This window comes from Streptomyces candidus, from assembly GCF_014207445.1.
GTDB classification, from domain to species: domain Bacteria; phylum Actinomycetota; class Actinomycetes; order Streptomycetales; family Streptomycetaceae; genus Streptomyces; species Streptomyces candidus.
Window position 1 is genome coordinate 19,401 of sequence record NZ_JACHEM010000024.1, and the last position, 13,119, is coordinate 32,519.

At 69.5% G+C, this 13,119-nt stretch carries 12 protein-coding genes; 10 read left to right on the top strand and 2 right to left on the bottom strand.

The annotated features are described in order from the left end of the window. The first annotated feature begins 70 nt into the window (after nucleotides 1–70). The 6 genes from HNQ79_RS29845 to HNQ79_RS29870 all read left to right on the top strand — a co-directional run bounded on the left by HNQ79_RS29845 (nucleotide 71) and on the right by HNQ79_RS29870 (nucleotide 6,339). Complete coding sequence (locus HNQ79_RS29845; RefSeq protein ID WP_185036108.1) at nucleotides 71–373, top strand: hypothetical protein; 303 nt, start codon at nucleotides 71–73, stop codon at nucleotides 371–373. A gap of 394 nt (nucleotides 374–767) precedes the next feature. Next, on the top strand, nucleotides 768–2,435 hold the full coding sequence (locus tag HNQ79_RS29850) for a hypothetical protein (protein WP_185036109.1): 1,668 nt from the start codon (nucleotides 768–770) through the stop codon (nucleotides 2,433–2,435). A gap of 1,093 nt (nucleotides 2,436–3,528) precedes the next feature. After that, a complete protein-coding gene (locus tag HNQ79_RS29855) occupies nucleotides 3,529–4,035 on the top strand; it encodes a transcriptional regulator (protein WP_185036110.1) in 507 nt (168 codons plus the stop codon). Then, the gene (locus tag HNQ79_RS29860; RefSeq protein WP_185036111.1) at nucleotides 4,035–4,433 is read left to right on the top strand and encodes a hypothetical protein; all 399 of its coding nucleotides are present in this window, start codon (nucleotides 4,035–4,037) and stop codon (nucleotides 4,431–4,433) included. Before HNQ79_RS29855 ends, HNQ79_RS29860 begins: the two co-directional genes overlap by 1 nt. A 183-nt stretch (nucleotides 4,434–4,616) precedes the next feature. Further along, nucleotides 4,617–4,853, top strand: a complete 237-nt coding sequence (locus HNQ79_RS29865; RefSeq protein WP_185036145.1) for a hypothetical protein — start codon at nucleotides 4,617–4,619, stop codon at nucleotides 4,851–4,853. A 916-nt stretch (nucleotides 4,854–5,769) separates the two neighbouring features. Further along, nucleotides 5,770–6,339 (top strand): hypothetical protein, encoded by a 570-nt coding sequence (locus HNQ79_RS29870; RefSeq protein ID WP_185036112.1) that lies wholly within the window; start codon nucleotides 5,770–5,772, stop codon nucleotides 6,337–6,339. A 204-nt stretch (nucleotides 6,340–6,543) separates the two neighbouring features. Here HNQ79_RS29870 and HNQ79_RS29875 read toward each other — a convergent pair whose 3' ends face one another. Then, nucleotides 6,544–7,404, bottom strand: coding sequence for a hypothetical protein (locus HNQ79_RS29875; protein ID WP_185036113.1), 861 nt, complete (start codon nucleotides 7,402–7,404; stop codon nucleotides 6,544–6,546). Nucleotides 7,405–7,787: 383 nt separating this feature from the next. Here HNQ79_RS29875 and HNQ79_RS29880 point away from each other — a divergent pair, with 383 nt between their 5' ends. Then, nucleotides 7,788–8,270, top strand: coding sequence for a hypothetical protein (locus tag HNQ79_RS29880; RefSeq protein ID WP_185036114.1), 483 nt, complete (start codon nucleotides 7,788–7,790; stop codon nucleotides 8,268–8,270). A gap of 122 nt (nucleotides 8,271–8,392) precedes the next feature. On the opposite strand, the gene HNQ79_RS29885 is transcribed toward HNQ79_RS29880, so the two are convergent. Then, nucleotides 8,393–8,920: a DUF6233 domain-containing protein gene (locus HNQ79_RS29885; RefSeq protein WP_185036115.1), complete on the bottom strand. Its 528-nt coding sequence runs from the start codon at nucleotides 8,918–8,920 to the stop codon at nucleotides 8,393–8,395. Nucleotides 8,921–9,443: 523 nt separating this feature from the next. Between HNQ79_RS29885 and HNQ79_RS29890 the strand changes: the two genes are divergently transcribed. Genes HNQ79_RS29890 through HNQ79_RS29900 form a run of 3 tightly spaced genes read left to right on the top strand, consistent with a single transcriptional unit; the run spans nucleotide 9,444 to nucleotide 12,807 of the window. Continuing rightward, a complete protein-coding gene (locus tag HNQ79_RS29890) occupies nucleotides 9,444–10,826 on the top strand; it encodes a DUF8842 C-terminal domain-containing protein (RefSeq protein WP_185036116.1) in 1,383 nt (460 codons plus the stop codon). Then, the gene (locus HNQ79_RS29895; protein ID WP_185036117.1) at nucleotides 10,823–12,187 is read left to right on the top strand and encodes a hypothetical protein; all 1,365 of its coding nucleotides are present in this window, start codon (nucleotides 10,823–10,825) and stop codon (nucleotides 12,185–12,187) included. The genes HNQ79_RS29890 and HNQ79_RS29895 overlap by 4 nt, the downstream gene beginning before the upstream one ends. Further along, nucleotides 12,184–12,807 (top strand): hypothetical protein, encoded by a 624-nt coding sequence (locus HNQ79_RS29900; RefSeq protein ID WP_229923720.1) that lies wholly within the window; start codon nucleotides 12,184–12,186, stop codon nucleotides 12,805–12,807. The genes HNQ79_RS29895 and HNQ79_RS29900 overlap by 4 nt, the downstream gene beginning before the upstream one ends. The last annotated feature ends 312 nt before the right edge of the window (nucleotides 12,808–13,119 follow it).

Here is a 13,119-nt window from a genome sequence, read left to right on the forward strand (position 1 = left end):
CGGTACGGCCCAGCCGGCAGGAACCTCTAGTCTCTTGAGGTCATCAAGTTCAAGGTTTAAGAGGAGAGCGATGCCGCCGTCAGCCAAGGGCGCAGCCGAGCCCGACGGGCTCAGGCCGAAATGGGTCCCGCTGCGCAAGGACCACTACACCGACTTGGCGGACCTGGCCCGGGACCTACAAGACGCACGCAACAGCAAGGTGGAGCGGATCACGGAGAACACCCTGATCCGGGTGGCAATCGACCTCATTACTGCTCACCCTGAGCTCTTGGCCGGTGACACCGAAGAGGACATCCGCACAGGGGCCCTAAAACGGCTCCATGCCTGGTCCAATGCCGCAGCCGAGAAGGCAGCGGGCGGGCTGCACGAATGACCTCTCGGCAGTGCGGTCACCGCGAGTGGCTTCCATCCCTGCCCAGGGAGACCAGGCGCAGCACCTCCGCCGTCCACCCGGGCGGACCAGCAAACAGCAGCTGAAACGCCTGGTGGCCGCCCCGACGTACGGAACGGCCACCAATCCGACTCTGGCCGAGTCATCGCCCCCAAGGGGGCAAGACCCACACCCACCAAGGTGGGGCCTCGCTCGCGTGTACCACCACGCCAGCAGCGCCAGGATAAGCGCGGCCGTGCTGCAACACCACGTTGATCACGCCAGTCGCCCTCTTCCGGCCACGAGGCTCCCCGAGCACCCATAAGGGGAAGCCCTTCATGCCGTTCGAGCACCACCTGTCTCTCCGTCCGCACCCGCGCGGCTTTGGAGCGACCGCATGACCGATGAGCCCTCTTTCGACGACGAGATCGAAGTCATGAGCTCTGACGCACCGCTTCCATGGTCCATGGTCCCGGAGTGGATCACTTACTCCGATCTGAAGCCTGCGCAGCGCGATTTCTACACAGTTCTCGCCTCCTGCGTGAACCACAGCGAATCGCACAACCGAGTCTGGCCCGCAGGGCCCGAACTCGCCGACGCCATGAAGATCAAGAACCCAGACCAGCTAAAGCCCTACCGCGAGGCCCTCCAGTCCATCGGCGCCGTAGTCATCACGGAGAAGCGCTACGCGAACAAGATGCGACGCCGGTACGTCTACGACGTCCGGTACCACCCGCCGGAGGGCTACACCGGACCCAGGTCCCGCCAGGAGTGGCTGTCTCGAAGGAAGCAACGTCTTGCTGCGGCAGCTGCGGCCGAGACCGCCGACACGGCAGCCTTCGAGGCAGCCAATTCGAGAGAAACCGCAGGTCAGAGCCGTACCTCTAAAAATAGAGGGGCCGTCGTGGCCGGTACCCCTAAAAATGGGGGGGCCCCTGCCGTTGGAAATGGTGGGACCGGTACCGCTGAAAACAGGGGTGCAAAACCAGACCAACAGAAACCAGACCAACAGAAACCAGATTCGGCGCTTGCAGCGCGTAGCGCTGGTGACGGCCGGAGGCCCTCTACAGGTAGTAGCGCGCGCGGGACGTCGAGCGGCTCCGCCGCGGCTGACGGCGCAGGAGCGCCGAACCGGAAGTCGGCTCGATCTGGCAGGGAGGTGCTGGTCACGCCCGAGGTCCAGTGCGTCCTCGAAGGCTTTCCGGACGCACTTCGGGAAGCGCTGGTTCGCAAAGTCCGCTCCGACCGGCCGAAGACCGTGGTCCGGGCCATCGAGGAGCAGTTGGCCGGGGGTGGCCTCGGCCGGGCCAAGATGCTCGGCAACCGGGTCGCCCGTCGCTGGGTGACGCACGGCTACACCAAGCACAACGCCGCAGGAACACTGAACAGCCCGGTCGGTGCGACCGTCGCCATGCTCCAGCCGGGGCCGTGCCCCGAACCCCGCTGCGAGGACGGCGAACTCGACGATGGCAACCCCTGCCGCAGCTGCATCGAGCGGGAGAAGGACCGCCGCGCCGACAAGGAGCGGGAGCGGAAGCTGCGGGCTCAGGCGAAGGAAACCGAGTCCCGGCGCCGGGCCTGCCCGTACTGCAAAGAGGACCGTGGCAGCAACGGCCAGCCGTGCACCGAGTGCCTCAAAGCCATCGACTCCTGGACCCGAGACACCGGCCGCTTCGTCCAGCAGGCACTGGACGACCACCGGCGGACCGGCGGGACCGACCAAACCGTGACCGAGTTCCGAGCTCACATGACCGCAGAAATCGAGCAGGCCGCTCAAAAAACAGCCGGAGGAGGAGCTTCCCCGTTCGCACAGGCGTTGGTGGCCCGGCAGGTCGCCAGCAACTTCGCCGCGATCGAACACCGCGCCGCTCTTGCTGCACGTGCCGACCGCCCTGACCACCCACCGGTGGTAGCTGTCCCGGCGCAAGCCACCTGGGACGGCGAGCGCTGCCCGGGGCCCGACAACACTGGTTGCCCCCACGACAAGCCCGCCCTGGGCACCGACGGCCTGTGTGGACGATGCCGCATCGAAGTGGTGAAGAAGGAATCCGCGCAGGTCAGTTGAGACCATGAGTGGCCCCCGGCGGACTTCGCCGGGGGCCACTCATGTCCGCGGGCAAGCAGGCGCCTTACGGCGCGTTTCCCGATCGCTAGGCCAGTCGGACCCACTCCCCGTCGTACGGGCCAGGGGCCGGCAGGCGGCTCCGCCGCGATCAACGGCGCGAGCGCCTCAAGAAGTTCCCTCGTCGAATCAGGACCGCAAACAACTGACCAAGATCCGAAAGCGAGGCTCCAGGCCCAGCCACCCCCTTCAGTAGCCAGCCGCTTTTACGTTCAGCTGACCCGCAGGTGCGGCCGGCCTGTCACGAAACCCGCTTGGGATCGCAGCGTGGAGAACCTGCGGTCCAGTCCCGGGGGCCAGCCCCACGGACCCCCGCCAGCGCCAAGGGCGCGCTGGACCGCCCACCCCTGGGGGGCGCCTCCCCCCAGACCCCCCACCAGCGCCTTTCGGCTGCGCTGGACCAGCCACTGCCGCCTGCCCTGCGCGACACTCCGCTGCGCTCCGTGTCACGCACCACTCGGGCCCCAGGGGGCCCTCCCTGGACAGTTGCCCCGGAGTCAGTGGCTGAACTGAGTGGTGGGCCGGGGGGATTCCTTCGCCGCGTCGTTACCCGCCTGCACCGTCGTAGTGACCGCGAGGGGCTGAGGTCGAGGAGGGCCAGGAGCGGCCGGAGCAGGTGGGAAGAATTTCGGGCTGACTCAGGTCGGTGAGGGAAAGACGGCTGGTAAGGAGGAATCGGGGGATGCTGTTGTCGCGCGGCGGAGCCGCCTCCCCCGCCCTGGCGATCAACCACGGGAGGGTGACCGTCGACCGGTGCAGGTGAACGCGCCACGGGCGCCTCCTCCGCCGCACGTCGCCACCGGCCTCTACTACGTAGTTAGAGGCAAAGATCGTTTCCGCAGGTCAGAGCGTTTCTGTCTGTACGTTCCGCGACAGACGAATGTAAGAATCTGCATCACGCTTCCCGATTTCGGGAAACGGTCCCTGCTGGTCTCGACACACCGAGGTTCTTCAATGGCGTTTCCCGATTCCGGGAAGGGTGTGTAGGGTGGCGCCCATCGATTCCCGTACATGGGAAAGTCCGAGGTGGGAGGCTATGGGAAGGCGCAACGGAGTCGTTCGCGATTCTGGCGAACTCGTTCAGATCGACATGCTCCCCGGCTTCGAGGACGAGCAGCCCGCGAAGAAGCCCGTCCGGTACAGCTGGCGCGGCCGCCACGTGAACGTCTCCAAGGAGATGGGTGCGGCGGTGTGGTGCAAGGACTCGGGCTACGACCGCAACGACCGTGATGTGCTCGGCTTCTACCTCTTCAACACGGGCGAGAAGGCGGCCCGCCTGGAGATGACCTTCGACCAGATCGGGCAGAAGCTCGGAATGAACCCCCGGGCGGTCTCGAAGTCGGTCAAGAAGCTCCACACCGGCGGTTTCCTCCTGGAAGCTGGCACGATGGCCAAGGTCAAGCTGTACCGCCTGAATGGGCGCTTCGGATACGACGGACCTGCCGAAGAGCAGGTGAAGGCCGTGGCGGACATGAGGCATCCTGTAGTGAAGGCACCCGAGCCGGAGTCCGCCAAGTCGCGGCCCCCCAAGGAGGTCCAGTGATGAGCTCCCCGGCTGAGCAGTTCGAAGCCGAATACTGGCTCACCCGCGAGCAGCTGCACGAGCTGCTGTGCAAGTCGGGGGACCTGCCCGCCGCCGCGTCCAAGATCCTGATGTACGTCGCGACCGCGGTCCCCCTCGGTGAGCGTGTCGACGAGTCCGCTTCTGCCGTCGGCGCACAGGTCGGCATGAGCACCTCGGCCACCTCCCGGGCAGTGAACGCCCTTCTCGCGGACACGTGGCTGGAGCCCGCCGGCCGCGTCGTCGGAGTGCAGACCTACCGGCTCGGTGCGGCGGTGTACCTCGCTCTCGGGATCTCTGCGACGGGAGCCCCGGACGACCAGGCGCACCGCCCCCTTGCGACCGTCCGGCATCTTCCGGTGCCCACGCCGACTTCCTGACCGACGTACTTCCGAAGGGCCCCGCCTCAACTCCGAGGCGGGGCCCTTCGCACACCGCTCTGATCGGGGTCCGTTGGCTGCAACCAACGGACCCCGATGGGTCGGCCGAGCGTGTTGGCTGAAGCCAACAACGTCGTACCGGCCGCGCCCTACCCTGTAGAAGCCCCGACCGAAGGGAACCCCGTGGAGCACCTGCCCGCTTTGCCGAAGCCGGTCGTCGAAATCCATGACGAGATGGAGGATGTGCTGGCGGCCGTCGACCGCGAGCTCCAGGCCGTGAGAGCCGCAGCGGCACCCCGCGAGCTGACCGGGAGTGAGCTGCTGAGGGAGCTCGCCCGCCGTGGCCGGAGCAAGGCGACTTCGCCGTACGAGCGGTGGATGGCGTCCGGGGATGCGCACCGCATGAGCGACTTCGACTAGCCCCGCCCGCGGCCGCCGCTCTCGCTGCGGCATGCTCTCCAAGGCCCGTCTCCCACCCCTCCGGGAGGCGGGCCTTCGGCGTACCCCTTCACCGAGCTCCCGGAACCCCGCATAGCCGGACTGGGGATAATTAACCTCCGCGCCCGATACTCCTCCCTCGGGTCCGTGGGCCCTACTGGGCCCACTCCCCCTCGGGACACCCAGGCCGACGTGCCGCGAGGAGCCCCCGCGACGTAGTAGCGGCGTCTCCGGCCTGGGTTGGGTCGGGCAGTGCCGATGGGCACCGGGCCCCGGCCCATCGACCACGGCGCTGCACTTTTTGAGCGGAGCGGTCCACCGCTCAGCTCTGTAAAGCGCCCGAGGTTAATTATCCCCCTGTCTTGAGAGTGCGCGCCCAAGGGCGCGCGAAAGAGGGGCGGATGGGTGGGGCGGGGCCGTGGCCGGTGCCGGAGGGCCTGCGCGCGCCGTACGGGGCCGAGCAGGCCCCGCCCCACCCATCCGCGCTGCTTCTCGTCCGTGCTCCCCTGACCCGCCGTTGCAGACTGCGGACCGTGGGGCGAGGGGTACAGACCCAAAGGACGCGCTCCGCGCGGCGACAGAAGAAGCAAGGCGCCGTATCGGTGCAGGTCCTGATGCATCCTCGGGTCCCAAACCCCCTACAGGAGAGCCTGATGTGGCCTCTGACGCGCGCGCAGCGCCTTCGTGGCCCCATTCCGCGCCGCAGGACCTGCCGGGCGCTCTGAGGGGCGTGTGCGGCCTCGGTGGCGAATGGGGTTCCCCGAGGGGCGGGCCGTGGTCGACCGGCCCCCAACCACCCGGGGTCAGCGTCAACGAAACAGTGACAAGGCCCCACTCGTACGCGCGACTGTTGCGTGTCCGGCGACGGCGGCGGCCGCGGAACCGGCACGGTGATCACATGACTCCCCGTCTGCACCGGACGCTGCTGGCCGCGGCCCTGCTCCTCGTCGGCACCACCATGACCGGCTGCGTCTCGGTGCCCTCCGCGCCCGCCCGCGCTGCAACGGCCGCCCCGGCGCCACGCCCTCAGCAGGTCCGGGCCGTGCCCGCCTGGCCCACCCCCGTGGAGCCGAGCACGCACTCCACCCTTGAAGCCACCGGCCCCCGCGCACCCGCGAAGGCCCCCTCAACTCGAACTCCCCCGGCCCCGGCGGCAGGGGCGAACCGTCCTGCGGCAGAGCGGAACGGCGACCGGCCCCGCACTCCCCCGCGCCGCAAGACTTCTCCTCGCAGGACCTCGCACGAACGCCCCTCTGGGCCTCGCCGGGGTTCCGCCTCGACCCGGCGCCCCGCCCCCAAGGCTGCCCGGCCACCCTCCAAAGCGGTCCGGCCCGCCGCCCCGCAGACTTCCCAGCCCCGTCGGCGGCCGCGCACCACGTACAACCCCGGCATCATCTGCTCGTGGGGCGCCGGGGCCGGGCTCGACCCGGCCACGGTCGCCGCCTGCCGGAAGCAGCACGGCGGCTGACGCGCTGCCACACAGGTCAACCCGCCCGCCCTTGGCCCCGGGCCTGCGGTACGGCCCGGGGTGCAGGAGCTGGGTCGCAAGAAGCACCACCGAAGGGCTCGTGTTCAACCGCAATGCGCGAATGCTCGCGGTCCGTTCCTTCATCGGCTGCCCTGAGCGGTACTTGGCGCCCCTACGGGCACCCGGCGGCTCCCACAGGGGGTATCAGGCTGGAGCTGGGCCGTTGTAGACACTGACAAGGGTCCCGTCTGCTCGCAGCAGACCGATCGCCCTCAACTTTTTCAGTGCCTCGTCGACCTGGTCAGACTCAAGATGAAGCTGGGTGGCGATCTCGTCCAGTGGCTGCTGCTCCTGGGCGGTCGGCTGGCACAGGAGCCAGAAGATGACGTCTCGCTCGGCACTGCCGATGCCGGCGCTCAGGAGCTTGCCGTACAGCGTGGTGTCCCACGTCACGTGCTTGCAGCCGGGCAGATCGGCCAGAGTGGGCAACGTGGTACACACCCTGGCTTCCAGTTCTTCGAGAAAGGTGAGGCACGGGGCGAACTCAGCGGAGTCCTCTGTCAGATCACGGGCCATCATCTCGGCACACAGCCCGTTGAGAGCAGTTCGCAGGCTCACCAGGACGGTCCTCACTGCCTGCGGCTGTCTTGCGGTGGCCAGGCCGGGGTACTTTTTCGTCGGCTCGTACGCCTCACCCACGCGCCGCACAGCGACCTGGACGAACGAAGCGGTCTCGTAGAGCTTCTCGTCAGGGTTGCCGGAAGTGAGGAGAGGGCTGTAGTCGGCGCCGTCGGCGTCTTTCGACATCTGATTGCCGATGCCGAGGGCTCGCATTCCGTAGCTCTGGGTCAGCAGCTCCATCGCGTGGACCAGAGTGCGGCTGGCGTTCACAAGGGACTGAGTCATGCGACGTACGGTGCCCTGACGCTCTTTGGCTGTGGCCCCATTCCCTTCGGCTGTCAGGGCCTGGTGTTCGGGCCCAAGGTTCTCGAAGGCGGTCAGCAAAGCCGCGGCGGCGGTACGGAGACCGTCGTCTTCTGCGGGGTACTCGGTCAGCTCGGCCATCGTCATCCGATCCGTTCAGGCGACGCACGCTCGCGTCGCCGCATGCGACGGCGCGCCCATCGGTCGCGCCGTCGCGTACAACTACGGCCGGGCCCGGATGGGCACGGGCGCAGTCAGGCAGGAATCACCCGTCCGGGACTGTCTGTTGCCGCCTGCTCGGTGCCCGACGGTGGGGGCGACCGAGGTGAGCCCAGACGTCGCCAGTACTTGATCTTGGACGCTTCGGACATGCGACGCGATCACGAGACGATGGCACCCGGCGCCTGTCCACCCGCGCCCCCGCGCTGAGGCGGTCTGGACGAACCGTGCGGGTAAATCGTCTATCTACCCGCACCATCCGAACACCCGGCGGCGGCCGGTACGGCCCCGCTACGCTGCCCGGCATGACGCAGAACACCACCAGCGGCCCGACCTCCGTCGAGAGCATCGAGACGGCGCTGAATGCGCTCGGCCTGCGCCTTGAGGGCGGGGCGTGGGACAGTCCAGCCATCGCGGCCGGGCAGCTCTTGGCCGTCGCCGAACTCATCGCCCAGACACACGGCCACGAAGCGGGCCAGAAGGCCCTAAGCGAGCAGATGGCCGATCCGGACAACATCACGCCGCTCGGCGCGCTGGAGGCCATCTCCCTCGCCGGGCGCACCGGCCGCGACGAGGTCCTGCACGGCTACTACGGCACGATCGTCGCCCTCGGCAGCGCCATGGACATCGGCACCTCGGACCTGCGCGGCGGACTCCTCGAAACCCGCCTAGCCCGCACCCTGGGACAGGTCGAGAACTCCATGCATGACGTCAGCACGCTCACCGCCGCGCTGACAACGGCGCTGGAAGAAGTCGGCCGGCTGCGCAGGCTGGACAACGCCTTGTGAACGCCTGACGAGAACCGCGTCAACGCGCTCCCGGTTGCAGCCTGCGCTGAACGGACCGAGCGCCACACCCACCAGGATCGAGTACTGACGGCTTTTGGGCTTACCTCGGCGCTACCCCACGGTCACCCCGACGGGGACGCCGTGGTGCCCGCTCCGTCGAAACGGGTCAGCGCACGGCACACGTCGCACGGTGACGCTTCCGGGTCCACCCGCAGCAGCTTCGCGGCCAGCTCCGTGTCCATGACGACCCCGGTCCGCCCGTGGATCGCCCAGCACCCCGGCTCATGGACCCGCAGCCCCCGGCCGATCGGCATCACCTCCGCGACCCACCGGCCCTCGCCGGTGTCGGCGGGCGCCGTTTCCGCGGCAGGCCCGGCCCGTGGCGCCTGCGGGGCCAGCTGTGCCGCCCCGTCGTCCCGGCGCACGAAGCGAAGCCGCGGGACCGCTTCGTACGTTGCCCCCCGAACGCGACGCACACGGCCGCTCGGGGCGTCCATCTCCAGGACCTGGACCTCGATGCCGTCGTGGCCGGTGCGGGACGTACTCCCCCAGACCTCGATGCCGACCCGGGCCACCCACTGGCCCTGATCGGTCTGCCGCCACCGGATCAGCCGCCCTTGCACCACCCCCGTGCCATTGGGGAGCAACACCTCCACCGGAGGCAGCGCGGGCCCCGGCGACGTCGCGAGCGCGACGCCGTTCCGCTCCCTGCGCCCTGGAGGCACCCGCCGATCCGACACACTCCAAGAATCGGGCATGCGTTCGATTAGGGCAAACAAGCACCCCTTGCGGACACTTTCGGCGATACCTCGCCACCCGGATGTGTAATACGCATTGCCCCGAGAACCTGCGCCTCCAGATGATGCGCGCCTGGAATGCAGCGTTCTGACTGGCACCCCAACACGGCGGGGATTCGCCCTGTACGGGCGTCGCCGGTTCGGTACGCTTGCTGCGGGCATCGCGTAGGCCCAAGCCCGCTTTTCCGGCCCATGACCGGAGGAGCACCGCGGCAAAGGTGCCAGGGTCCTCGGGACCTGGTCAGCTCTCCGGTCTCCGGTCAGCGCGCCAGCGCACGAATGTTCTTCACCGTCGTCTTCGACGACCACCTCCGCCGTGCGCTGCTCACCGTGCGCGCCGGGTCATGGGTCCGCGCCGCGCCGAAACGAGTCAGCTGTGCCGAAGAACGTGAAGAACCGCCGTAAGAGCCACGCCGAGCGTGAGCGCATCAAGCAGAAGAAGGCCGCCAGCGGCGCCTCGTACACCTCCGCCCAGTCGGGCACCGCACATCGCCACCTGGGCCCGGAGATCGGCCCCGTCGACAGTTCCGGGTTCGGTGCCGACCGGCGGGCCGACATGAGCACCGCCTCCGCGCTGATCGGCGCATGTATCGAGCAGTGCAAGCCGTGCCAGGCCAGCCTCGCGGACAAGGTCCTGAGCGGGGACCGGCTCGTCATCGCCAGCCTGGCCGGCAGCGTCTACTCCCTGCTGCCCTCCCCTGGCTTCGCGGCCTCCCCCACCACCCAGCGCTTCCACTCCGTGGCCAGGGGAAGCGGTCGCAGCGGTGATGGCAGTGAGGTCCTCGCGATGGTCGAGGCCCTGACGGCGGAGGACCTGGAGTCCTTGCTGGAGGACACCCTGGACGTGTGGGCGGCCGCCGCGCCGCCGCGTCCGGAGCCCGCGGCCGCCACCCCGGCCGGAGGTGCGGAACCGGACGCGGAGGAACTGCGCCGCTACACCGGGGCGGGCGCCACCGCTTACCTGATGAGTGCGGGCGCCGACCAGCTGCTGAGCGCGCAGGAGATGGCGGAGCTGCCCCTGCACGCGGAGAAGTCCGAGGCCGCGGGCGATCCGGTGGTCTGCTTCCTGTGTGACGCGGCGATCGACGTGACCGCCGAACCCGAGGTCCACATCGGCCTCACCACTCGCACCCTGTCCATCGACGGCCGATCGCTCGACACGGTGCAGCCGGTATGGACGCACCCGGCATGCGGGCGGGCGCGGATCTGGGCGTGGTCGGAGCTGATGGCCGCACGGCAGAGCCGGGGCCTCTACGTCAGTCCAGAGGACCGGCAGCCGGAGCCGGCGAGGGGACTGAAGGGACCGAAGAACGCGGACTACACGCACTTCAGTCTCGCCCGCAATCCGGGCGGCGGCGGGATGGTGCCGGTGGTGCTCGTGGAGCCGGGCGAGCCCGACGAACACGGGATCGAGGGCTATCTGGCGGCCCGGCTGTCCGAGGGGTTCAAGCCGGTCGACCTGACCGGGGGCGAGCCCTTTCCGGTGCTCACCGGATGGCATCTGCGGTGCGAGCGGGGCCGGATGGTGTCGGTGATGCGGGCAGGCGCCGGGGCCTGGTACCGGCAGGAAGGCGGGTACGCGACGCCCGGCAAGTGGCGGCAGGCCGCCCGTACCCAGGGCCAGGCGCTACTCCTGGTCGTGCCCGCCGGCAGTGTGGGCGAACGGCAGGGCGACGACTGGCTGGCGGCGATGAACCGTACCGCCGGGGCCGGTCACCTCCTCGGCGGTCTCGTCGCGGTCCGCGGGACGCTGTCGTGAGCCGCCGCCAGACCCTGCCCGGGGTCGCCCGCGTCCGGATCACCGGCGACGAGAGCGCAACGGAGGCTCTGCTCGACGTGCTCGCGGAGCACTTCACCGTGACGGACCCGGCCCCCTACAGCGGTGGCCGCAACTACCTGGAAGTCGATACCCGCGGCCACACTCCGCGCGACGGTGACGCCGCGCCCGAGGGACCCGTGAAGGCGCGGGCCTCGGAGCACCGGCCCGCCGAAGTCCCCACCACCGTGGCGGTGATGATGGCACGCCAGATCCACGCGGCGCACCTGAACTTGAGCGCCTTCCGGAACCTGGTGCAGGAGTACGGCGAGGGCCTGGTCCCCGAATGGCCAAAGCCCGGTCAGGCCCCGGACAACCCCGTGGCCCGGACTCTCGGTGAGGCGTCGCGGCTGCTGTACGAGCTGCGGGAGTGGAGCAGCCACAGCGCCCACGTCTCGGGAGCGGTCTCCGTACTGCCGGAGGTCATCGCGGCGTCCGAGGAACAGCGCCGGGCCGAAGCGGTGCTCTACCCGCCGGGCGGGTGGTGCCCGCTGCCCGGCGGGACAATGCCGCGCCCCGGTGAGGAGCGGCCGGAGGAACCCCTGGAGCACCCGGTCACGACGCAGCTGCTCGGGCCGGTGCCCGAGAAGCGCTACAGCGCACGGGCCTCGGGGAAATCGGTGCAGCGGGCGCTTCCCGCGGTCAAGGACACCCCGGCCGCCGCCGTGTGGGAGGCGGAGCGGTCCTTGTCCGCCTTCGTCTGCCAGCACTGGGAGGCGCCCGGCGACACACCGGCCGATCTCGCGGCCGCCGTCGACGGCCTGGACGAGCTCGCGGACACCTTCACCAGCGCGTGCACCTCCACCCTCGGCGAGATCAAGCGGCGCCTTGACGAGGGGCTACTGGTCGGCGTCGACGAACCCGCCTTCAACGACGCGGCGGCCGCCGTGCGCGCGCAGCTGGGCATCGAGCCGGACCGGGTGCCCCGGCTCGCGTACGCCCTGTCGCGCGTACGCGGGGCGATGGCCGGGGCGCGGGCCGCGATGCCCACAGCGCTGGACGACGATCACGCTTTCGACGCCCTTGCCCGGACCAGGGTGCTCGGGGCGCTCGACGGGAAGTCGCTCACGGTGGTCCGCCGCGAGTTGGGGAGTGAGCGGCACTGGCAGCGGCAACGCTCGAAGACGCGCGTTCCGGACTACACCGCGGCGGACTGGCTCAACAGGGCCATGCACTGGATGCACGCCGCCGGTGCGGGTGCGTACAACCATGGGGCCCACCTGGCCGCCGAACGGCACCCGAGAAGTTCGGGCCTGCCGATGGGGACGCCGACCGCCGCCGGGGAAGACGGAGGCCACCAGTGACTACAGACAGCACACGGGCGGCCGCCGGTACCGAGTTGATGGCTCTCGGTCTCATCCGGGCTCTACTCGGCGGGGTGCTGGCAAAGCAGGGCCTGGAGCAGACGGTCGACCAGGCCCGCGGGTCCCTCCGCGAGGCGCTGGCCTACCAGAGCCGGTGGGCAGGGCAGGCGGACCTGCGCACGGAGGTGGCGCCCGTCGCGTGCGCGCTGGCGCGTACGGCTGTCGCCGCGTTGGTCATCACCCAGGACGGTGACCCGACGGCGGTGGAGAACTGGCTTGCCATCCAGGCCCGTACGGTGCGAGAGCACCAGGCAGACCTGGCTGTCGAGCACCCGGCGGACTCCGTCGTCATCGCCGCCGCCAAGGTGTTCGCTGATGAGCTGCGGGAGCCGAAAGGCGCCGGCCAGGCTGCGGCCGCCGAGAGGCGGGAGCGGCGCGCCACCGCCCTGATGCTGAAGTGGGCCCGCCCGGGGGCAAGCGCCACGGACCACGTCGAGCTGCTGCTGGCCGGGGGCTGGTTCGCGTCGAAGATGCTCGCGTACGCCTTCGCGTTCGAGGAGGACAGGATCATCAGCTACATCGACGACCATGCGCGTGCGCTGTTCGCTGCGGGGCGCTGAGTGAGGGAACCCGCCTGACCGCCTCCTCTCGGGGCGTGCGGTCAGGCTGCCGGGATGAGTTCCAGTGCCTGGATCAGGGTGCCGATCCGGGCGCGCGGGTGGCGGACATCCTGGCGTACTCGGGCCTGGCCCCGGGTGTCGGTTCGCCGGTTGTCAGAGGCGTGTGGCAGGGTGGAACACAGCTCGACCGCAGCACCACTACGGATCGCAGAACAGCCTCCTCGGACGCTGAAGCTGTCGTTCTTCTCCGTGCCCTTCGGGGCGCGGCTCTGCGAAACCTCTGCGGATTGAGTCACTCTACGGAGTGTTGAA

Excerpts from the sequence above, each read along its gene's own strand:
- HNQ79_RS29870 (WP_185036112.1), top strand. The coding sequence starts at position 5,770 with ATGACTCCCCGTCTGCACCGGACGCTGCTGGCCGCGGCCCTGCTCCTC.
- HNQ79_RS29875 (WP_185036113.1), bottom strand. The coding sequence starts at position 7,404 with ATGGCCGAGCTGACCGAGTACCCCGCAGAAGACGACGGTCTCCGTACC.
- HNQ79_RS29845 (WP_185036108.1), top strand. The coding sequence starts at position 71 with ATGCCGCCGTCAGCCAAGGGCGCAGCCGAGCCCGACGGGCTCAGGCCG.
- HNQ79_RS29880 (WP_185036114.1), top strand. The coding sequence starts at position 7,788 with ATGACGCAGAACACCACCAGCGGCCCGACCTCCGTCGAGAGCATCGAG.
- HNQ79_RS29855 (WP_185036110.1), top strand. The coding sequence starts at position 3,529 with ATGGGAAGGCGCAACGGAGTCGTTCGCGATTCTGGCGAACTCGTTCAG.
- HNQ79_RS29850 (WP_185036109.1), top strand. The coding sequence starts at position 768 with ATGACCGATGAGCCCTCTTTCGACGACGAGATCGAAGTCATGAGCTCT.
- HNQ79_RS29860 (WP_185036111.1), top strand. The coding sequence starts at position 4,035 with ATGAGCTCCCCGGCTGAGCAGTTCGAAGCCGAATACTGGCTCACCCGC.